This is a genomic window from Sphingomonas profundi (assembly GCF_009739515.1).
Classification (GTDB): Bacteria; Pseudomonadota; Alphaproteobacteria; order Sphingomonadales; family Sphingomonadaceae; genus Alterirhizorhabdus; species Alterirhizorhabdus profundi.
Genome location: NZ_CP046535.1, coordinates 1,061,398 through 1,082,136, shown reverse-complemented (window position 1 = coordinate 1,082,136; position 20,739 = coordinate 1,061,398). Strand labels below are relative to the sequence as shown.

General features: G+C 69.6%; 15 protein-coding genes. 9 read left to right on the top strand and 6 right to left on the bottom strand.

The window, feature by feature from the left end; all coding sequences use genetic code 11:
* Positions 1-261 precede the first annotated feature (261 nt).
* Positions 262-921, bottom strand: coding sequence for a methyltransferase domain-containing protein (locus tag GNT64_RS05070; protein ID WP_197277286.1), 660 nt, complete (start codon positions 919-921; stop codon positions 262-264).
* Between the two features lie 526 nt (positions 922-1,447).
* On the opposite strand from GNT64_RS05070, the gene GNT64_RS05065 reads away from it, so the two are divergent.
* From GNT64_RS05065 to GNT64_RS05055, 3 genes are all read left to right on the top strand, one after another.
* On the top strand, positions 1,448-5,881 hold the full coding sequence (locus GNT64_RS05065) for a glycosyltransferase family protein (protein WP_156678519.1): 4,434 nt from the start codon (positions 1,448-1,450) through the stop codon (positions 5,879-5,881).
* A gap of 6 nt (positions 5,882-5,887) precedes the next feature.
* Entirely contained in the window at positions 5,888-6,793 is a 906-nt protein-coding gene (locus tag GNT64_RS05060) for an O-methyl transferase (protein WP_231639278.1), read from the top strand.
* A gap of 126 nt (positions 6,794-6,919) precedes the next feature.
* Positions 6,920-7,102, top strand: coding sequence for a hypothetical protein (locus GNT64_RS05055; RefSeq protein WP_156678518.1), 183 nt, complete (start codon positions 6,920-6,922; stop codon positions 7,100-7,102).
* Positions 7,103-7,214: 112 nt separating this feature from the next.
* Here the strand turns inward: GNT64_RS05055 and GNT64_RS05050 are convergent, their stop codons facing one another.
* The 3 genes from GNT64_RS05050 to GNT64_RS05040 all read right to left on the bottom strand — a co-directional run bounded on the left by GNT64_RS05050 (position 7,215) and on the right by GNT64_RS05040 (position 9,284).
* Positions 7,215-7,520 (bottom strand): DUF1153 domain-containing protein, encoded by a 306-nt coding sequence (locus GNT64_RS05050; protein WP_156678517.1) that lies wholly within the window; start codon positions 7,518-7,520, stop codon positions 7,215-7,217.
* Positions 7,521-7,736: 216 nt separating this feature from the next.
* A complete protein-coding gene (locus tag GNT64_RS05045; RefSeq protein ID WP_156678516.1) occupies positions 7,737-8,063 on the bottom strand; it encodes a DUF1153 domain-containing protein in 327 nt (108 codons plus the stop codon).
* 135 nt (positions 8,064-8,198) lie between these two features.
* Positions 8,199-9,284: an anhydro-N-acetylmuramic acid kinase gene (locus GNT64_RS05040; protein ID WP_277873270.1), complete on the bottom strand. Its 1,086-nt coding sequence runs from the start codon at positions 9,282-9,284 to the stop codon at positions 8,199-8,201.
* An 81-nt stretch (positions 9,285-9,365) separates the two neighbouring features.
* On the opposite strand from GNT64_RS05040, the gene tyrS reads away from it, so the two are divergent.
* The 4 genes from tyrS to GNT64_RS05020 are packed head-to-tail and all read left to right on the top strand — an operon-like array spanning position 9,366 to position 14,060.
* Positions 9,366-10,592: a tyrosine--tRNA ligase gene (gene tyrS / locus GNT64_RS05035; RefSeq protein WP_156678515.1), complete on the top strand. Its 1,227-nt coding sequence runs from the start codon at positions 9,366-9,368 to the stop codon at positions 10,590-10,592.
* Between the two features lie 54 nt (positions 10,593-10,646).
* A complete protein-coding gene (locus GNT64_RS05030) occupies positions 10,647-11,819 on the top strand; it encodes a BaiN/RdsA family NAD(P)/FAD-dependent oxidoreductase (protein ID WP_156678514.1) in 1,173 nt (390 codons plus the stop codon).
* A 55-nt stretch (positions 11,820-11,874) separates the two neighbouring features.
* Positions 11,875-13,575, top strand: coding sequence for a DEAD/DEAH box helicase (locus GNT64_RS05025; RefSeq protein WP_156678513.1), 1,701 nt, complete (start codon positions 11,875-11,877; stop codon positions 13,573-13,575).
* Complete coding sequence (locus GNT64_RS05020; RefSeq protein ID WP_156678512.1) at positions 13,575-14,060, top strand: YaiI/YqxD family protein; 486 nt, start codon at positions 13,575-13,577, stop codon at positions 14,058-14,060. The genes GNT64_RS05025 and GNT64_RS05020 overlap by 1 nt, the downstream gene beginning before the upstream one ends.
* Before the next feature lie 19 nt (positions 14,061-14,079).
* Here the strand turns inward: GNT64_RS05020 and GNT64_RS05015 are convergent, their stop codons facing one another.
* Positions 14,080-14,424 (bottom strand): hypothetical protein, encoded by a 345-nt coding sequence (locus tag GNT64_RS05015; protein ID WP_156678511.1) that lies wholly within the window; start codon positions 14,422-14,424, stop codon positions 14,080-14,082.
* 122 nt (positions 14,425-14,546) lie between these two features.
* Positions 14,547-16,628, bottom strand: coding sequence for an ATP-dependent DNA helicase RecG (gene recG, locus GNT64_RS05010; RefSeq protein ID WP_156678510.1), 2,082 nt, complete (start codon positions 16,626-16,628; stop codon positions 14,547-14,549).
* Positions 16,629-16,705: 77 nt separating this feature from the next.
* Here recG and GNT64_RS05005 point away from each other — a divergent pair, with 77 nt between their 5' ends.
* Complete coding sequence (locus GNT64_RS05005; protein WP_156678509.1) at positions 16,706-16,972, top strand: FAD assembly factor SdhE; 267 nt, start codon at positions 16,706-16,708, stop codon at positions 16,970-16,972.
* 155 nt (positions 16,973-17,127) lie between these two features.
* Entirely contained in the window at positions 17,128-20,739 is a 3,612-nt protein-coding gene (gene mfd / locus GNT64_RS05000) for a transcription-repair coupling factor (RefSeq protein WP_156678508.1), read from the top strand.

Sequence of the window (20,739 nt, the reverse complement as noted above, 5' to 3'; positions counted from 1 at the left end):
CCGGACCGACATCCAGCTTTCTGCATGTCCGCGCATCCTGAGGAGGGGCTGAGCGGAGGCGAGGGACCGTCCATGCCCTTCGAGCCGCCATTTCGACACGCTCACTGGCTCCTCAGGATCAGCGGTCTGCATAATGCCGGCTTCGTCCGCTCGATCTCGATCCGGCCTGGAATTCGGCGCGCGGGCCGGGAGGCTGCCCCTACGCGCTTGCGTTATTCCGGCGCAGTTGGGCGTCCACGTCTCTCATCTCGGGACGGACCGCTAATGGCCGCCCAGCACGTGGCGCAGGAAGTGCGTCTGGATCGTCTCCATCAGCCCCGGCGGGATCGCGATGGGCTCGCTGCCGGACCGCGCCTCGACGATCCAGACGGAGGGAAAGCCGCCGTGCCGGGTCCAGCCACCGTGCAGTTCCAGGTCGCGCAGTTCCGCCGTCCCGCTCTCGCCATAATCGTGGAAGTCGCAGCTCGCGAAGCCGAGTTGCTTGATGAGCCAGCGCAGCATGTCGCGCGAGAACAGGAAGCGGTGGCCCCAGCCGTAGAAGGCGCGGTTGATCGCGAACGTCTCCTCGCGGGCGCGCTCGCCCGGTTCGGCGAAGGTGAAGTGGCTGGCCAGCACCCATTCCAAGGCCGGGGTTGAGAGGCGCAGGATGCCGCCGGGGCGTAGCGCATTGCCGGCGTGGACGAGGAAATGGACCGCCTCGTCGACGCGCAGATGCTCCAGGAAATGCTCGGCATAGACGAACTCGAGGATGCGGTGCCAGCGCCACGGTTGCGCGGCGTCCATCGCCTCGTCCACGCCGTCGAACGGGCGAAGGTCCACGTTCCACCAGTCGGCCCGGGCATTCTTCGGACCGACGCCGACCTGGACCTTGCGGAGGCCTTGGGCATGCTCGGGCGGCAATCGTTCAATCGTCTCGATCATGGTCGCCCCCGGCCCCGGCATGTTGCGCGACGATCGGTATAGGCGCGCTTCGCCACGCGCGCCAAGCACCGGCCGGATGCGACAGGCAGGATATTGCTTAACGCACGGACGGGTAATCGATACCGCGATTACATGCACAGCGCCTCAGGTTGTTTGCGGCTTATACTACGTGGACAGCCGTCTACTGAACGCGTTTTCCAGAACAACTTCGGGTGTCGATCAGAAACCTAGCGGCAATATGGTAAGTTTTTCCTTACCCACTCTCGTTACCTCCCTATCGTTCATCACCGCTTTACAATCCGACACGTCGGCTTGTAGGTATGAACCGCGCCTGGCGCCCCCGGAAAGCGACGAGATCTGTCGGGTCAGCTTGCTGGTGCGGTCTGGCGCCGCATGTTCGGGGGAAAGGCGCTGCGATGAGGAACGACGGGAATGGCGCGGCGGCGGGATCGATCCCCATCAGGGAAAGCCGCAGGCCCCAGCCGCCCCTTCCCCGCCGCGCCCTCCATGCAAGGAGTGTTGGTTGATGTTCGAGCCCGGCCCGGATGACATTCGTCAGTCCTACCTGTTCCTGCTGGGGCGCGAGGCGGAGGCGGAGGCCATCACCGGCCCCCGCGCGACGAGCTCGGTGGCGGAGATCGTCGCCAGCTTCATGACCTCGGCGGAGTTCGAGGCCTCGGTGGTGGCCGGCCTGCTGGAGGCGGGGAACTTCACCGCGCCGTTGTTCCAGTTCGCCCCCCCGGCGGCGCTGCTGGAGTGGGCCGCCGGCTTCCTGCCGCTATCGGCCAGGGGCGCCAAGCGGCTGCCGGCGGCGCGCACCTGGTCGGCCGCGTTCAGGACCGTGTTCCTCGATCCGGTGTTCGAGGCGGAGGTGCTCGCCGGCTGCGGCGTGGACCTGCCCGAAGCCTTCATCGATCGGCTGCACCAGATCGCCACGATCCCGCTGGCGGAGGTGGAGGAGGTGCTGCTGGGCGAAGGCGCCGTCACGCTCATGGTGGTGCCGGTGGAGAACGCCCCGGTGGACTATGTGCCGCAGGTGAGCGCCACCTTCTCCGACGGGAGCAGACAGCGCAGCATCAGCGACCTGCGGATCAGCCACAGCGGCGAGGATGGTCGCCACCGGATCGAGGTGCGCTACATCGGCGCGACGGATCGCGTGATGGCGGACATCCAGCTCGATGGCGACCTGCTCGTCGCGCAGGTTCCGCTGAAGGGTAGCGCCACGCGCGGGCTCGATCGCCTGCCCGGCATCGGCCAGGTCGATCATTGCGGCCCGCTGTTCATCTCCGGCTGGATGAAGTTCGCGCCCGGCCCGCGCGGCGACGAATATGAGGTGCTGATCGACGGCGTGCCGAGCGGCAGCGGTCGGGTGCCGGCGCCCCCGGGCGATCAGGAGCCGCGCTTCCTGTTCGCTCTGCCTAAACGCTTCAAGGATGGCCGCACCCACGACGTGGTCGTGCGCCGCCAGGCCGATGGCGCGGTGCTGAGGGCGGCCGAAAGCAGCTTCGCCATCGGCATCCCGGCGCTGGATGCCGAGTGGCGTCAGGACGGCCTGATGATCCGCCTGAGCGGCGATCACGCGGCGGATCTGCGGCCGGATCAGGCCAAGATCATCGTCACCGCCGGCATGGCGGTGATCGGCGAATATGAGTTCCGCCTGGCCGTGGGCGGCCGCCGGCTCGTCAGCGGCGTCATCATCCCGGCGACGACGCTGCTGCCGCATATCGGATCGACCCTCACCGCCACCCTGCCCGCGCTGCTGGCCGAGATCTCGGTTCCGCTCGCCGCCGAGACCCTCACCGGGCCGCTGGTCGGCTGCGTCGACGGCGTCGATCCCAACGTCAATGCCGTGTACGGCTGGTGCGCCTTCCAGGGGCGGACGGACAATATCGTCTCGCTGGACGTATCGGTCGACGGCGACGCGCTCGGCACCTTCTCCGCCGATCTGATGCGGAGCGACCTTGCCGGCCTGCACGGCAAGGGCTTCCACGGCTTCCGCATCGTCATGCCGGAGAAGTATCGCGACGGCTGCGAGCATACGATCGTGCTGCGCGATCAGTTGACCGGCTTGCCGGTGCCGAAATCGCCCTTCGCCTTCACCTTGCGCAAGAGCCGCATCGTTCGCCCGATGCTCGCACCCAGCGTCGCCGACCGGCTGAGCGTGGCGCGCGGGGTCAACCTGGCGCCGGGCGCCGCCGCCGTGCGCAAGCGGGTGACGGTGGTGATCCTCACGCGCAACGGCGGGCAGGTGCTGGACGAGTGCCTCGCCTCGATCTGGAAGTATACGCCCGCCGGCCTGATCGACATCGTGATCGTCGATCACCAGTCCACCGACGGCACGGAGGCGATGATCCGGCGCTGGAAATCCAAGCTGACGATCGACTACCACTATGTCGAGGGCAACAACTCCTTCTCCTTCGCCAACAACTGGGCGATCGATCGCTTCAGCGACAGCGAATACGTCCTGCTGCTCAACAACGACATCATCCTCATCGAGGATGTGATCGGCAAGATGCTGCGCTACCTGGAGGAGCATGAGGATGTCGGCCTCGTCGGCTGCAAGCTGCTGGAGGCGCGCGATCGCGGCGATCTGACCAAGGCCAGCGTCCACCATCTCGGCATCCAGCTGGGCCTCTCCGCCGCCGGCTTCGTCGATGCCTATGAGACGAGCCAGTCCGGCTACATCGCCGATCAGGTGGCGGAGCTGCCGACCTACAGCGTCACCGGCGCCTGCGCGATGATGCGGCGCGCGGAATATCTCGCCATCGGCGGGCTTGAGGAGAGCTATTTCTACGGCGGCGAGGATGTGGAACTGGGCGAGGCGGTGCTGGCCGATCTCGGCAAGAAGGTCGTCTGCCTGAACAATGTCGCGGCGCTGCACCACCGCGGCTGGCTGCGCCTGTCGGTTCGCGGGGCGGAGGGCATGAAGCGCGTCCACCAGAACAGCCGGGTGCTGCGCGATCGGCTGGGCTACCAGATGCGCAAGCGGCACGCCCGCGGCCTGATCGATCCGGATCGGCGCTGGGCGTCCGAGCGGGCGCGGATCGGCTTCGTTGTCGTCGAATCCGGCCCGGTGGCGCGCACCGGCGAATATTTCACCGCGGCCGAGATCGGCGGCGCGCTGGCCGCGCAATTTGGCGTGGAGGTGGAGTTCGTCCAGCCGGACGTGAACTGGCACGATGCGCGCGGGCTGACCCACATCGTCAACATGCTGCACGAATATCGCATCAGCCAGGTGCAGTCGGATCGCCCGAACCTGATGAAGATCGCTTGGCTACGCAACAATTTCGAGGCGTGGGTGCAGACGGGCGAATTGACCTGCTATCACATGGTCTGGTGCTCGTCCCTGGCCTTCTGCCGTGAGCTGGAGCGCACGCACGGCATCAAGGCGCTGCACGTGCCGATCGCGACCAACCTGGAAGAGATGCGCTCCGGCAACCCGGCCGCCGAGCGGACGACGGACGTGATGTTCAACGGCAGCCACAGCGGGGTGGCGCGATCCTTCCTCGCCGCGTTCGATGATCCGGCGTGGCATGACAAGGTGGCGATCTACGGCCACGGCTGGGACAAGGTGCCCGCCGCCAGGCCGATGTGGCGCGGCTTCTTCCCCTATGCCGAGATGCGGAACCTCTACGCCAACGCGCGCATCGTGATCGATCAGGCGCACGAATCCGCCGCGCACTGGGGCGGCACCAACAGCCGCGTGTTCGATGCGATCGCCGCCGGCTGCCTGCCGCTGACAAACTCGTCCGAGAGTTCGGAGACGGACTTTCAGGGTCTGCTGCCGGTCTGGCGGACGGAGAAGGATTTGCGCGATCTCGTCGGCCATTTCCTCGATCGGGAGGAGGACCGCATCACGCTGGTCGCCCGCCTCGCTTCGCTGGTCGAGGATGGCCACCAGTACCGCCACCGCGCCGAGACGGTCGCGACGGCCTTGCTTGAGGCGAGCCAGTCCGTCCGCTCGGTGGCGATCAAGATCGGCGCGCCGCTGCGGGCGGAAGCCCATGCCTGGGGCGACACGCACCTGGCCGAGGCGCTGGCGGGCGCGCTGCGCCGCCGCGGCCTCTACGTGCAGGTCCAGTGCATCGAGGAGTGGAACCCGCCCGAGCATTTCGACGCGGCGCTCGTGATGCGCGGCCTCAGCCGCTACACCCCGCGCGGCGACGAGCTGACGCTCGGCTGGGTCATCAGCCACCCCGATGCCGTCTCCGGCGAGGAGGTGTCGCTCTATGACGGTGTCGCCTTCGCCTCGCAGGCCTTGGCCGATCGGCACCGGGGCGCGGCCACGGCCGCCACCGTGGCGCGGCAATTCTCGATCTTCGATGCCGAGGCGACGGAGACCGCCGGGATCGATCCCGCATCGGCCGCGCTGCTGGAGAAGGTCTCCGCCGAGGATATCGTGTTCGTCGGCAACACCCGCGGCAAGGTACGCAAGTTCATCATCGACATCGCGCAGTCGCTGCCGATAAAGGTGATCGGTGCCGGCTGGGATCAGTATGTGCCGATGGACATGGTGCTGGGCGACTATATCGACAATGCCGCCCTGCCGCACCTGTACGGCAAGGCCTTCGCGGTGTTGAACGATCACTGGGCGGACATGGCGGAGGCGAACATCCTCTCCAACCGCGTGCTCGATGTCGTGATGTCCGGCGGGCTCGTCATCAGCGACTGGAACGACGAGGGCGCGGCTCTGGTGTCCGAGGAGCTGTTCTTCAAATCGGCCGCCGGCGCCGTGGCCGCGCTCCGCCGCTTCCGCGCCGATCCGGAGGCGCGCGGCCGTGCGATCGCGGTGGCGCGGCGGAACGTCGCCCGCCGCTTCGATGCCGAGACCAGCGCCGACCGCATCTTCGATCTGCTGACGACCGCGCACGAGAACCGCATGGCCGGCAGCCGGCGCGGGCGGGTGCGGCCGACGATCGTGCACCAGCAGCAGGAAGCGCTGGCCCGGCTGGCGGGATGATCGACCTTGGCTGACGGCGCCGATCGGATCGCCCGCTTCGTCGAGGATTTCACCCGCGAGGCGCTGCGGGTGGATTGCGACAAGGTGATCGATCACGATTATGCCGGCTTCTACGCGGAGCTGTTCTGCGGCGTGCGGGCATCCGCCCCGCGCCTGCTGGAGATCGGCGTCGGCGGCTATGGCGATCCGCGTTCGGGCGGGGCATCGGCGCAGGTGTGGCGATGGCTGCTGCCCGGCTGGGCGATCACGCTGATGGATATCGAGGCGAAGACCTTCCAGTTCCCGCCCGACACCATGTTCGTCCGCGCCGACCAGACGAACGAGGACCATCTCCGGCACATCGGCGAGACCTACGGCCCGTTCGACGTGATCATCGACGATGGCAGCCACCGCAACGCGGACGTGCGCGCGTCCCTGATCGGCCTGTTCCCCTATCTGAACGAAGACGGCCGCTACGTGATCGAGGACACGCAGACCAGCTATCTCCACGCCTATGGCGGCGGGCTCGACACCACCGCCCCGACCACGGCGAACCTGGCGCGGGAGCTGTTCGACCACGCCAACGAGGCGGAGCTGCCCGCCGGGCGGGAGGTGCCGCCGCCGTTCCGAAACGCGATCCACGAAGTCCGCTTCCGCCACAACATCCTGAGCATCCACAAGCGGACGCGATCGCGCCGATCGAACCTGACGACCGGCGGCATCGAGCAGTCGCTGGCCGAGGCGCGCGCGGTCTCGTCGGCGGCGGAGCATGAGGCGGGCTTCTGGACGCGGCAGGCGCGCTATCTGACGCGGCTCGGCCGGCTGGAGGATGCCGCCGCCATGTTGGCCGAGGGGCAGGCCGCCTGGCCCGACGATCGCGAGATCGCCTGCGCGATCGATCATCTCGCCGGGCTTGCGGCGGAGCGCGCCTGACGCGTCCGGCCACCGCGAGTCGGGCTAGACTTTGGTCTGATCGGCCAGCCCGCCCCAGTATGTGAAATCTTTTGTTTACCTGGCTGCATCACATGCGGATTCATCAAGAAAACAGGGTCAGGTCGCATGTCCAAGATGATGCAGGTTCCGCCGGCGCTGTGGCTCGACAAGCCGGATTCGTTCTTCGAGGTCGGGCGCAACCTGCGCCAGGCTTTCCGTCCCGCACTCGCCAGCTCGCCCGATCATGAGGCGGAGGCGCTGCTTAAGCTGCTGATGGAGACTTCGTCGCACGACATGGCCGCGTGCTGACGGACAGCGGTATCGCGACAGCCACCGAACGCGGCTGACCGAACGCGGATCGGCGCGCACCCCCGAGGATGGGAGCGCGCGCCGATGCATGGATCGTCAGTGGCCGAACGTGTCAGGCCGGGGCGTGCTCGCCCTGATAGACGCTCTTGTAGACCCGCACCTGCCCGGCATGGGTCAGCCCTTCGAGACCGGAGTGGAGCAGGCCGCGCTGCCAGCTCAGCAATTCCTCCTGCCCCAGATTGTAGCGCTCGCCGGCATCCTGCGCGCTGAGCAGCCCGCACTCGATCGCCGCGACCACCCGCGCCTTCATGATCGGCGACCAGCGCCGGTTGTAGCTCGGCGGCAGATCGGCCTCGGTCAGATCGCCGCAGAGGGTGGAGGCGACCTCCACCGGATAGCTCACCATCGAATGTGTCATCTTGCTTCCTAAAGTTCAGCCTCGGTCCGTCGTTACCTGTCTCGTCATCCTCCTATATCGCTAAGCAACTCTGGTCGGACGTGCCTAAGCGTGCGTTAACTCGCGGTGGCTGACGGGAAGTGTCGTTATATTTAAATGCGTTAGACGCGCGTCATCGGCCCTGTGGTCTCCCACGGGCGCACGATTGTTGATGGTTCGGCGGATGGCCGGCGCGGTTCAGATCCGGATGTCGACCAGATCGCCCAGAGTGCCGCTGGCGCGCCCGTAGCCGTGATCGATCTGGCGGATCGGCCGCGACGCCGCGACCGGCGCAGCGTCCTGGCCGAGCATGCCACGCCAGAGGGCGATCTCTTCCTCGTCCAGATTGTAGCGTCGGCAGGCCTCGCGCACGTCAAGGAGATCGCCGTCGATCGCGGCCACAACGGCGGCCTTCATCGCCGACGTCCAGCGGCGGTTGAACCGGGGCGGAAGATCCTGCTCCGTGATGTCGCGGGGCGGCTGCCGCACGACCTCGCAATGGAAATTCCTCGCCTTGAAGCTCATAGCCAGACTCCTGCCGCCCTGACGCCGGCCTGCCGCTGATCTGAACAACTTTGCACCGAATCGGGTTAAAAATGTATGAGCGGCGATGCGGCAAGCTGGCGATTGGTCGTAGCGACACGCAAGCGACGCCGGCCCCTAGCTCCTGCTCAGCACGCCGCCGGTCATGGCCGTCGCGACGCCGGTCGTTCCGGGAAAGCTGATCGGCAGCCCGCGCAGGTGCCTCGCCGCCATATAGGCGAAGCCTTCCGCCTCGGTCGCATCGCCATTCCAGCCGAGCGCCTCGATCGGTTCGGGCACGATGCCGCACGCCTCCGCCAGCATCGCCATCAGGGTCGCATTGTGCCGCCCGCCGCCCGCGACGATCAGCCGCCCCGGCCGCGCCGGCAGCAGCCGCAGCCCGTAGGAGGCGGAGATGGCGGTGAACGCCGTCAGCGTCGTCGCCCCGTCGGCCGCGGAAAGGCCGCGCGCCGGCTGGATCGTGAAGTCGGCGCGATCGAGGGACTTGGGCGGCGGCTGATCGAACCAGTCATTGTCCAGCATCGCCGTCAGCACGGTCTCGTCCACCCGGCCCGTGGCGGCAAAGGCGCCGCCCTCGTCGTAGCGGCGCCCCGTCTCGGCCAGCATCCAGTCGTCGATCAGGGCATTGGCCGGCCCGGTATCGAAGGCGATCAGCGCGTCGTCCGCACCGATATAGGTGAGGTTGCCCACGCCACCCAGGTTCAGCACCGCCACCGGCTTCGCCAGATCGGCCGCCAGCGCGCGATGGTAGACCGGCAGCAGCGGCGCGCCCTGCCCGCCCGCCGCCACGTCGGCCGCGCGGAAGTCGCTCACCACGGCGATGCCCAGCGCCCGCGCCATCGCGGCGCCGTCGCCGATCTGCCACGTCCAGCCGCGTGCCGGGCGGTGGGCGATCGTCTGTCCGTGGAAGCCGATCACGTCCACGTCGTTGGGGGAGACGCGCGCATCCACCAGCAGCTTGCGCACCGCCAGGATGTGGCTGCGCGTCACCAGCTCGGCGGCGGCGGCGATCTCCGGATTGGGGCGGGGATGATCGAAGGCCAGGGCCAGCGCCGTCGCCTCGCGCAGCGTGCGCCGCGCCTGCTCGGAATAGGCCTCGCCGCGAAAGGCGATCGGCCGCGCCAGCCCCTCGCCGTCCGTCTCGATCAGCGCCGCGTCGATGCCGTCCAGCGACGTGCCGGACATCAGGCCCACCGCCAGCAGCGGCCCGCCGCTCACCGGCCCCGCCTGTTCAATGCCCGAGCCTGTTCAACATACGTCCCCCATGCTAGGCGCCCCCGCGCCATGACCGAACACGCTTCCGATCTTCTGCGCCTGCTCGACAGCCGGGGTTACATCCACCAGATCACCGACGCCACCGCGCTCGACGCGCTGGCGGGGCGGACCGTCGTGCCCGGCTATATCGGCTTCGATCCGACGGCGCCGTCGCTGCACGTCGGCAGCCTCGTGCAGATCATGCTGCTGCGGCGGCTTCAGCAGGCCGGCCACAAGCCAATCGTGCTGATGGGCGGCGGCACCGGCAAGATCGGCGACCCGAGCTTCAAGGACGAGGCGCGCAAGCTGCTGACGGAGGAGACGATCGCCGCCAACGCCGCCTCGATCCGCCGGGTCTTCGCCCGCTTCCTGACGTTCGGAGACGGGCCGACCGACGCGGTGATGGTCGACAATGCCGACTGGCTCGACCGGCTGGAATATATCCCGTTCCTGCGCGACGTGGGCCAGCATTTCTCGATCAACCGGATGCTGAGCTTCGATTCGGTCAAGCTGCGGCTCGATCGCGAGCAGTCGCTGAGCTTCCTCGAGTTCAACTACATGATCCTCCAGGCCTATGATTTCCTTGAGCTGTCGCGCCGGGCCGGCTGCCGGCTGCAGATGGGCGGATCGGATCAGTGGGGCAACATCGTCAACGGCGTCGAGCTCGCCCGGCGGATGGATGGCACGGAGGTGTTCGGCATCACCACCCCGCTCATCACCACAGCGGACGGCGGCAAGATGGGCAAGACGATGTCCGGCGCCGTCTGGCTGAACGAGGATGCGCTGCCGGCTTATGACTATTGGCAGTTCTGGCGGAACACCGACGATCGCGACGTCGGCCGCTTCCTCCGCCTGTTCACCGATCTGCCGCTGGAGGAGATCGCCCGGCTGGAAGCGGCCGAGGGCGCCGGCATCAACGAGGCGAAGAAGGTGCTGGCGAACGAGGCGACGGCGCTCTGCCGCGGCCGCGCCGCCGCCGACGAGGCGGCCGAGACCGCGCGGCGCCTGTTCGAGGAGGGATCGGCCGGCGGCGCGCTGCCGTCGCTGCGCATCGAGGAGGGGCGGATCGGCATCATCGCCGCGCTCACCGTGCTGGGCTTCGCCGCCTCCAACGGCGAGGCGCGGCGCAAGATCGGCGAGGGCGCGGTGCGCCTGAACGACGTGGTGATCGCCGATCCCGCCTTCGAGGTGCGGCTAGAGGACGCGCCGGTGAAGATCAGCCTCGGCAAGAAGAAGCATGGCCTGCTGACGCGGTGAGGGGGACGTCCGCTCGTCCGCCGCTCATCCCGACGAGGGACTGAGCGGAACGATATGGTGTCGGCGAACCCCACCCACGACGCGATCGTCATCGGCGCCGGCGCCGCCGGGCTGATGGCGGCGCTCACCGCCGGGCAGCGCGGGCGGCGGGTAGTGGTGATCGATCATGCCGAGAAGCCGGGCAAGAAGATCCTCATCTCCGGCGGCGGGCGGTGCAACTTCACCAACCTCGGCACCGCGCCCGATCGCTTTCTCTCGGCCAACCCGCACTTCGCCCGCTCCGCGCTCGGCCGCTATCCGCCGGCGGAGTTCGTCGCGATGGTCGATCGTCACGGCATCGCCTGGCACGAGAAGACGCTGGGCCAGCTGTTCTGCGACGGATCGGCCCGCCAGATCGTGGCGATGCTGGTGGGCGAGTGCGAGGTCGGCGGGGTGGAGATACGCTGCGGCCACGCGGTCGCGGCGATCGACAGGGCGGATCATTTCCGCGTCGTCACGGCGCAAGGCACCGTCACCGCGCCGTCGCTGGTGATCGCCACGGGCGGCCCTTCCATCCCGAAGATGGGCGCAACCGGCTTCGCCTACGATGTCGCCCGCCGCTTCGGCCTGAAGGTGGTGGAGCCGCGCCCGGCGCTGGTGCCGCTGACCCTGGGCGAGCCGGACATGGCGTTCCGCGCGCTCTCCGGCGTATCGCTGCCGGCGGTCGCGCGGTGCGGCCGCGCCGCCTTTGCCGAGGCGGCGCTGTTCACCCATCGCGGCCTTTCCGGCCCGGCGATCCTCCAGGTCTCGTCCTACTGGCGGCATGGCCAGCCGATCGCGCTAGATCTCCGGCCCGGCGAGGATGCCGCCGCCGCCCTGCTCGCCGCCAAGCGCGCCCGGCCGCGCGCGCAGGCCCGCACGCTGCTGGCCGAGATGCTGCCCGCCCGCCTTGCCGAGGCGATCGCGCCTCCGGGCGAACTCGCCAACATGGCGGACAAGGCGCTCGCGGCTCTCGGCGCGCGGCTCAACGCGTGGCCGTTCGCGCCGACCGGCACGGAAGGGTTCGCCAAGGCCGAAGTCACCGTCGGCGGCATCGACACGGCCGGACTGGACCAGAGGACGATGGCGGCGAAGGCCGTGCCCGGCCTGCACTTCGTCGGCGAGGCGGTGGACGTGACGGGCTGGCTCGGCGGCTACAATTTCCAGTGGGCGTGGGCCAGTGGATGGAGCGCCGGACAAGTGCTATAGCGGTGGCAACTCGCGTGCCGCACCGTGGCCGCTCCCCCGTCGCACTGGAATATGAATGCCATTCTCCACCCTGCCCGCCTTTCTCGGCGAGGCGCTCGCCGCGCGCGGCTATGATACCCCCACCGACGTGCAGGCGGCCGTGCTGGTCGCGGAGGCGCAGGGCCGCGACCTGCTCGTCTCGGCCCAAACCGGCTCCGGCAAGACCGTCGCCTACGGCCTCGCCATGGCCTCCACCCTGCTCGGCGACCAGCCCAAGTTCGGCTTCGCGCGGGAGCCGCTGGCCCTCATCATCGCCCCCACGCGGGAACTGGCGATGCAGGTGCAGCGGGAGCTCGCCTGGCTCTACGGCCCGGCCGGCGGCCGCGTCGCCTCGTGCGTCGGCGGCATGAACGTGCGGGCGGAGCAGCGCGCGTTGCAGAGCGGGGCGCACATCGTTGTCGGCACGCCGGGGCGCCTGCGCGATCATCTGGAACGCGGCAGCCTCGTCACCTCCGGCCTCAAGGTGGTGGTGCTGGACGAGGCGGACGAGATGCTCGACCTGGGCTTCCGCGAGGATATCGAGGAGATACTGGACGTCACGCCGGCCGATCGCCGCACGCTCTTGTTCTCCGCCACCCTGCCCAAGCCGATCGCGATCCTCGCCCGCACCTATCAGAAGGACGCGCTGCGGATCGAGACGATGTCCGCCGGCAAGGCGCACGCCGATATCGAGTACCGGGCCATCGCCGTGGCGCCGGCCGATATCGAGCATGCCGTGGTCAACACCCTGCGCTTCTACGAGGCGAACGGCGCGATGGTGTTCTGCGCCACGCGGGAGAATGTCCGCCGCCTGCACGCGAGCCTGGTCGAGCGGGGCTTCGCCGCGGTCGCGCTCTCGGGCGAGCTCAGTCAGAACGAGCGCACCCACGCTCTCCAGGCGCTGCGTGACAAGCGCGCGCGCGTCTGCGTGGCGACGGACGTGGCGGCGCGCGGCATCGACCTGCCCGATCTCGGCCTGGTCGTGCATGCCGAGCTGCCGATCGATCCGGAGACGCTACAGCACCGCTCCGGCCGCACCGGGCGAGCCGGGCGCAAGGGCACCTGCGTGCTGATCGTGCCCTATCCGCGCCGGCGCCGGGCGGAGGGGATGCTGCGCGCGGCCAATGTGAAGGCAAGCTGGGTGCCGGCGCCCACCGCCGAGGATATCCGCGCGCGCGACCAGACCCGCCTGCTGGAGACGATCGCCCCCGGCGACGCGGCGGAGGAGGATCTCGCCGTCGCCCGCCAGCTGCTGGAGCGGCACAGCGCCGAGGAGATCGCCGCCGCCTTCGTCCGCACCCACCGCCAGAACCTGCCCGAGCCGGAGGAGATGTTCGCCGGCGGACCGGACGAGCGGCCGGCTCGCGCCGACGGCCCGCGCCCGGGCTTCGAGGATACGGTGTGGTTCCGCATGAACATCGGCCGCAGCGCCAACGCCGATCCGCGCTGGCTGCTGCCGCTGCTCTGCCGCCGCGGCCACATCACCAAGAGCGACGTTGGCGCGATCCGCATCGGCGATCGCGAGACGCTGTTCCAGATCCCGCGCGCCGTGGCCGATCGCTTCGCCGAGTCCCTGCGGCGCACGGCGGGTGCCGATGACGACGTGCTGATCGAGCCGGCCGGCGATGCGCCGCCGCCGGTTCAGGGCGGCCGCCGCCGGCCGAGCGAGGGGGGCCGGCCGCACACCGGCGGACCGCGCAAGCAATATGCGCCACGGCCCTACGGCCGCGCGCGCTGATGGCAGAGGGGCAGGATGACGGCCTGACCGGCATCCACATCCTCGTCGACGGGGATGCCTGCCCGGTGAAGGAGGAGGTCTACAAGGTCGCGCGGCGTCACGCGCTGGCGGTACGCCTCGTGACCAACACCTATATCCGCGTGCCGCCCGATCCGCTGTTCGCCCGCGTGCTGGTAGGCGCCGGGTTCGATGCCGCCGACGACTGGATCGCCGACCATGCCGGCAACCGCAGCATCGTCGTCACCGCCGACATCCTGCTGGCGGACAGGTGCGTGAAGGTTGGCGCCACCGTGATCGGGAACAACGGCCGTCAATTCGACGCCGCGTCGATCGGCAATGCCGTGGCCACGCGCGCGCTGATGGCGGATTTGCGGGCGATGGATCAGATAAGCGGCGGTCCACCTCCCTTTTCGAAGGCGGACCGCTCGCGTTTTCTCTCGGCACTCGATCAGGCGGTGGTCAGGTTGAGGCGGCTGCCCGCCTGACCGCTACGCCCCGAACCGCTTACTTGCGGCCGCGATTGGTGCACTTGTCCTTCAGCGTGCGCGTGCAGGGCGGATAGCTGGAGGGATCGCTCGCCATCGGCGCGGGGGCCGCTGCCGGGGCGGGCGCGGCCATCGGCGCATCGGCGGCCGGCGCGGGCGCGCCCGCATCCGGCGCGGCGGCGGCAGGATCGGCCGGCGCCGCCATCGGCGCGTCCGTGGTGGCCGGCATCGTCGTGTCCGGCGCCGGCGACGCGGCGTTCGGCCCCTGCGAGGGCTGGTTGGCGGGCGGCATCTGGCCGCCCATGTCCTGCGCTATCGCGGCGGTTCCGAACAACAGGCTCGTGGCGATCAGAAGGGCTTTCATATTCTTCTCTCCGCTTGGCCGCGGCACCCCGATGGGAGGGCGTGCGACAAATCTATCAGGGCGCCGCCTGGGCGACGCTGCCCGGTTCAACCCCTTGCGGGCGAAATTGTGCCGTCCCCGAATCAACCGCCGCGCAGCAGCGCCACCGCCGCATCCCGCTCGAACAGATAGAGGGCGATCCGCGCCGCCTGCCCGCGCGGCCCCTCCAGCCCGCCGTCGCGGTCGACCAGCAGGCGCGCGTCGTCGGTCGCCGTCTCGATCAGCGCGGCCATCTGCTCGGGGGTCGCCAGGCGGAACGCCGCCTCGCCGGACTGGCGGGTGCCCAGTATCTCGCCCGCCCCGCGCAGCCGCAGATCCTCCTCGGCGATGAGGAAGCCGTCGGTCGACCGGCGCATCGTCAGCAGCCTTTGTTTCGCGGTTTCGGAGAGGGTTCGGCCCGCTTCGCCGCCCGTGCCGTTCCACAGCAGCAGGCACACCGATCGGCCCTCTCCCCGCCCCACCCGGCCGCGCAGCTGGTGCAGCTGGGCCAGGCCGAAGCGGTCCGCCCCCTCGATCACGATCAGGGTGGCGTTGGGCACGTCCACCCCCACCTCGATCACCGTCGTCGCCACCAGCACGGCGACGTCGGCGCGCTGGAAGGCGGCCATCACCGCATCCTTCTCCGGCCCCTTCATCCGCCCGTGGACCAGCCCCACCTTCGCGCCGAACCGTTCCGCCAGCGCGGCGGCCCGCGCCTCTGCGGCGGTCAGGTCGCTCGCCTCGCTCTCCTCCACCAGCGGGCACACCCAATAGGCCTGGCCGCCGCCGGCGACGTGGCGGGCGAGCCCGCCGATCACCTCGTCCAGCCGATCCACCGACATCACCTTGGTCTCGATCGGCTGCCGACCGGGCGGCATCTCGTCCAGCCGGCTGACGTCCATCTCGCCATAGTGGCTGAGGGTGAGGGTGCGGGGGATCGGCGTCGCCGTCATCACCAGCAGGTGCGGCGGCATGGCGGCCTTCTGCGCCAGCATCATGCGCTGGGCGACGCCGAACTTGTGCTGCTCGTCCACCACCGCCAGCCCCAGCCGGCGATAGGCGACCGCTTCCTGGAAGATCGCGTGGGTGCCGATCAATATGTCGATCGATCCGTCCGCCAGCCCCATCAGCGTCGATTCGCGTGTTCGCCCCTTGTCCCGCCCGGTCAGCACCGCCACCGAGACCGGCAGCCCGGCGAGCTGGCGCGAGAGGGTGTCGAAATGCTGGCGGGCCAGGATCTCGGTCGGGGCCAGCAGCGCCGCCTGCGCGCCCGCCTCCACCGCCGCCAGCAGCGCCATCAGCGCGACCAGCGTCTTGCCCGATCCGACATCGCCCTGCAGCAGCCGCAGCATCGGCGTCGCCTGCTGCATGTCGCCCTCGATCTCGGCGATGGCACGCGCCTGCGCGCCCGTCGGCGCATAGGGCAGGCGCAGGCCGGCGCGCAGCCGCCCGTCGCCGCTCAGCGGCAGCCCGCGCCGGCGGCGGGTGGAGGCGCGCACCAGCATCAGCGCCAGCTGGTTGGCGAAGATCTCGTCATAGGCCAGCCGTTCTCGCGCCGGCGCGTCCGCCGGATCGGCGTGGATGCGGCCGATCGCGTCGCGCCAGCCGGGCCACCCGCGCGCCGCCTTCAGGCTGGGCTCGATCCACTCGGGCGGATCGGGCGCGCGGCCGACCGCCTGCTCCGCCAGCTGCGCCATGCGCCGGTTGCTCAGGCCGTCCGACAGCGCATACACCGCCTCGCGCGCGGGCAGGTCGATCGGCTCGGCGGGATCGAGCACATGGTCCGGGTGGACCATCTGCAAGTCCTGCCCATAGAGGTCGAGCTTGCCGGAGACGATCCGCGCCTCGCCCAGCGGCAGCAGCTTGCGGCCCCAGCCGGGCTTGCCGCCGAAGAAATTGACGCTCAGATAATTGCCGGCTCCGTCCGTCGCCCGCACGCGGAACGGCCCGCGGCCGATGGCGGAACGATAGTCCACCGGCGTCACCCGCACGGTCACGATGCGGCCGGCGTCGGCCATGTCGAGCACGTCCACCGCCTTGCGGTCGATCCAGCCGGTCGGCAGGTGGAACAGCACGTCGATCGCGCGCGCCAGCCCCAGCCTGGCCAGCGGTTTCGCCAGCGCCGGGCCGACGCCCTTAAGCGCCTCCACCTCGGCGAACAGCGGATTGAGAATGTCGGGGCGCATGGCTAGGTGGGCATATACCCCAGCCGACGGTCGCCGCCAGCGTCCGCCGGCCGCGCCGCATTGCAGTCAGGACGAAGATGGATCGCGCCACCCGCCTCAAACGCCTGAAGTTCCGCGCCTGGCATCGCGGCACCAAGGAGGCCGACTTCATGATCGGCGGCTATTTCGACACGCTCTCGCCCGATTGGGACGAGGCCCAGCTCGCCTGGTTCGAGGCGCTGATCGAGGAGCAGGACGTCGACATCATGGGCTGGGCGATCGGCACGATCCCGGTGCCGGAACGGTGGCGCGGGCCGATGATGGAGCGGCTGCGCCGGCTCGACTTCGTGACGATCCCGCGATGAGGCCAGCGTCCGAAGGTCCTCCCCGGCACGGGGAGGGGGCCGGCGCAGCCGTCGGTGGGGGAGCGCGGCTGGGCGCATGGTCGGCGCGTGGCGCCACGCCCCGCCCTCATCCTGCGGATTGTCCCCGTCCCATGCCGGCGCGGAAGATCGCCGCGATGACTGATCTCGCCCGCATCCTGAAGGCGGCCGCCCCGCTCACCCTGGCCGGCGTGCCGGGCGGGTTCCTGCCGTGGCTGCTCGCCGATCTCGCCCGCGCCGCCTGGGCCAGGGGATCGCGCGCCGTGTTCGTCGCGGACGACGAGGCGGCGATGCGCGGGATCGCCGATGCCGCCGGCTACTTCGCGCCGGAGCTGGAGGTGCTGCAATATCCGGCGTGGGACTGCTTGCCCTACGATCGCGCCTCGCCCTCCCTGCGCGCCACGTCCGCGCGGCTGGCGACGCTCCACGCCCTCCAGCGCAAGCGCGATCGGCCGCAACTCCTGCTGACGACGGTGAACGCCGTCACCCAGCGCACGCTGACGCCGTTCCGCATCCGCCAGCTGGTCGCCCGCCTCGCGCCCGGCGAGCGGATCGACCGCGATTCGCTCGGCCAGCTGCTCCAGGCGAACGGCTATATGCGCACCGATACGGTGGCCGATGCCGGCGAATATGCCATTCGCGGCGGCCTGGTCGATCTGTTCCCGGCGGGCCAGGATCATGCCCTGCGGCTCGACTTCTTCGGCGACGAGATCGAGAGCGTCCGCCGCTTCGACCCCGCCGACCAGCGCACGATCGACCGGATAGACGGATTCACCCTGCTGCCGGCATCGGAGGTGCTGCTCGACGAGAACAGCGTCAAGCGCTTCCGCGCCGCCTATCGCGAGGCGTTCGGCGCCACCGCCACCGGCGATCCGCTGTACCAGGCCATCAGCGAGGGCCGGCGGCTGGCCGGCATGGAGCATTGGCTGCCCTTCTTCGAGGAGCGGCTGGCCACCCTGTTCGATCACCTGGCCGGCGACGACGTGATCGTGCGCGACGCCGGCGCCGAGGGATCGGCCGAGGGCCGGTTCGAGGCGATCGCCGACTATCATGGCAACCGCGTGCGCGCGCAGTCGTCCGATCCCGGCAGCTACCGGCCGGTCGCCGCCGAGGCGCTGTACCTGAAGCCGGGCGAGTGGGCCGCCGCCATCGCCGATCGGCCGATCCACCTGGCCACCGGCTTCCACGAGCCGGACAGCGCCGGCGTGATCGACTTCGGCGTGGACGGCCCGCGCGATTTCGCGCCGGAGCGGACGCAGGGGGTCAACGTCTACGAGGCGGTGGCGGACCATGTCGCCGCGCTGCGCCGGCAGAAGCGCAAGGTGGTGCTCGCCAGCTACTCGGGCGGCGCGCGCGATCGGTTGCAGGGGCTGCTGACGGATCACGGGCTGGAACACACCGCGCTGGTGGACGACTGGCAGCAGGCGCTGGGCGCCTTCTCGGATCCTCCCCGACACGGGGAGGGGGACCAGCCGAAGGCTGGTGGAGGGGGCTCTCCGCGAGCGCCGCATCCAGCCGGGCTCACCCTCCACCACCCGCTTCGCGAGCGGTCCCCCTCCCCGTCCCGGGGAGGATCGATGCAGGTCGCCCTCGTCGTCGTGCCGCTCGATCACGGTTTCACCGCGCCCGACGTCGCCGTCCTCACCGAGCAGGACATGCTCGGCGACCGGCTGGTCCGCCGCGCGAAACGCAAGAAATCGGCCGACGCCTTCCTCGCCGAGCTCGCCACCCTCTCGCCCGGCGATTTCGTGGTGCATGCCGATCACGGCATCGGCCGCTACGAGGGGCTCACCTCCATCCCGGTCGGCACCGCGCCGCACGACTGCGTCGCGCTCAGCTACGCCGGCGGCGACAAGCTCTACGTGCCGGTCGAGAATATCGACATCCTCTCGCGCTACGGCAGCGAGAGCGAGGGCGTGCAGCTGGACAGGCTGGGCGGCGTCGCCTGGCAGGCGCGCAAGGCGCGGATGAAGGAGCGCATCCGCGAGATCGCGGGCGAACTCATCAAGACCGCCGCCGAGCGCGCGCTGCGCCCCGCCGATCTCGCCGAGCCGGATGCGGGCGGCTACCCCGCCTTCGTCGATCGCTTCCCCTATACCGAGACGGAGGATCAGGACCGCGCGATCGGCGACGTGCTGGAGGATCTCGCCAAGGGCACGCCGATGGATCGCCTCGTCTGCGGCGACGTGGGCTTCGGCAAGACGGAGGTCGCTCTACGCGCCGCCTTCGTCGCGGCGATGGCGGGCATGCAGGTGGCGGTCGTCGTGCCCACCACGCTGCTGGCGCGCCAGCATCATCGCCAGTTCGTCGAGCGGTTCCAGGGCTTTCCGCTGAACGTCGGCCGCCTCTCCCGCCTCGTGCCTGCGGCTGAGGCGCGCAAGACCAAGGATGCGCTGGCCGACGGCACGATGGACATCGTGATCGGCACCCACGCGATCCTCGCCAAGGGCATCGCGTTCAAGCGCCTCGGCCTCGTCATCGTCGACGAGGAGCAGCGCTTCGGCGTGACCCACAAGGAGCGGCTGAAGGCGCTGAAGACCAACGTCCACATGCTGACGCTGACGGCGACGCCGATCCCCCGCACCCTGCAGATGGCGATGTCCGGCCTGCGCGAGCTGTCGGTGATCCAGACGCCGCCGGTCGATCGGCTGGCGGTGCGCACCTACGTGATGCCGTGGGATCCGGTGGTGCTGCGCGAGGCGCTGCTGCGCGAGCATTATCGCGGCGGGCAGAGCTTCTTCGTGGCGCCGCGCATCAAGGATCTGCCGGACATCGAGGAGTTTCTCCGCAAGGAGGTGCCGGAGGTGCGCTACGTGGTGGCGCACGGCCAGATGTCCCCCACCGAGGTGGAGGAGCGGATGAGCGCCTTCTACGACAAGCAGTTCGAGGTGCTGCTCTCCACCACCATCGTCGAGAGCGGGCTGGACATCCCTTCCGCCAACACGCTGATCGTCCACCGTGCCGATCGCTTCGGCCTGGCCCAGCTCTATCAGCTGCGCGGGCGCGTCGGCCGATCGAAGACGCGCGCCTACGCCTACATGACCACGCCGGCGACGCGCACGATCACCGAGGCGGCGATGAAGCGGCTGCACGTCCTTTCCGACCTCGACACGCTGGGCGCGGGCTTCCAGCTGGCCAGCCACGATCTGGACATTCGCGGCGCCGGCAACCTGCTGGGGGACGAGCAGTCCGGCCACATCAAGGAGGTGGGGTTCGAACTCTACCAGTCGATGCTGGAGGAGGCGATCCTGGACGCCAAGGCCGGCGGCCTGCGCGAGGAGGCGGCCACCAGCAGCCGCGAATTCTCGCCGCAGATCAACGTCGACGCGCCGATCCTGATCCCGGAGGAGTATGTGCCGGACCTCGACCTGCGCATGGGCCTCTACCGCCGCATGAACGAGATCGAGGACGCGCAAGGGGTGGAGGCGTTCGCCGCCGAGCTGATCGACCGCTTCGGCAAGCTGCCCGACGCAACCGAGAATCTGCTCGGCGTGATCCAGATCAAGATGAACTGCCGCAAGGCCTGCATCGCCAAGCTGGACGTCGGCCCGCGCGGCGCGCTCGTCACCTTCCGCGACGATCGCTTCCCCGATCTGCCGGGCCTGCTCGCTTATGTGCAGCGCCTGAAGGAGACGGCGAAGCTGCGTCCGGACAGCAAGCTCGTCATCACCCGCCCCTGGCCGGACGCGAAGGCGCGGCTGAACGGCGCGCTGCAACTGTCGAAAGGCCTGGCGAAGATCCTGACCTAG

What these genes read in the sequence shown, in the direction of transcription:
- GNT64_RS05070 (WP_197277286.1), bottom strand. Translation starts at nt 921, where the DNA reads ATGATCGAGACGATTGAACGATTGCCGCCCGAGCATGCCCAAGGCCTC.
- GNT64_RS05065 (WP_156678519.1), top strand. Translation starts at nt 1,448, where the DNA reads ATGTTCGAGCCCGGCCCGGATGACATTCGTCAGTCCTACCTGTTCCTG.
- GNT64_RS05055 (WP_156678518.1), top strand. Translation starts at nt 6,920, where the DNA reads ATGTCCAAGATGATGCAGGTTCCGCCGGCGCTGTGGCTCGACAAGCCG.
- GNT64_RS05050 (WP_156678517.1), bottom strand. Translation starts at nt 7,520, where the DNA reads ATGACACATTCGATGGTGAGCTATCCGGTGGAGGTCGCCTCCACCCTC.
- GNT64_RS05045 (WP_156678516.1), bottom strand. Translation starts at nt 8,063, where the DNA reads ATGAGCTTCAAGGCGAGGAATTTCCATTGCGAGGTCGTGCGGCAGCCG.
- tyrS (WP_156678515.1), top strand. Translation starts at nt 9,366, where the DNA reads ATGACCGAACACGCTTCCGATCTTCTGCGCCTGCTCGACAGCCGGGGT.
- GNT64_RS05030 (WP_156678514.1), top strand. Translation starts at nt 10,647, where the DNA reads ATGGTGTCGGCGAACCCCACCCACGACGCGATCGTCATCGGCGCCGGC.
- GNT64_RS05025 (WP_156678513.1), top strand. Translation starts at nt 11,875, where the DNA reads ATGCCATTCTCCACCCTGCCCGCCTTTCTCGGCGAGGCGCTCGCCGCG.
- GNT64_RS05020 (WP_156678512.1), top strand. Translation starts at nt 13,575, where the DNA reads ATGGCAGAGGGGCAGGATGACGGCCTGACCGGCATCCACATCCTCGTC.
- GNT64_RS05015 (WP_156678511.1), bottom strand. Translation starts at nt 14,424, where the DNA reads ATGAAAGCCCTTCTGATCGCCACGAGCCTGTTGTTCGGAACCGCCGCG.
- recG (WP_156678510.1), bottom strand. Translation starts at nt 16,628, where the DNA reads ATGCGCCCCGACATTCTCAATCCGCTGTTCGCCGAGGTGGAGGCGCTT.
- GNT64_RS05005 (WP_156678509.1), top strand. Translation starts at nt 16,706, where the DNA reads ATGGATCGCGCCACCCGCCTCAAACGCCTGAAGTTCCGCGCCTGGCAT.
- mfd (WP_156678508.1), top strand. Translation starts at nt 17,128, where the DNA reads ATGACTGATCTCGCCCGCATCCTGAAGGCGGCCGCCCCGCTCACCCTG.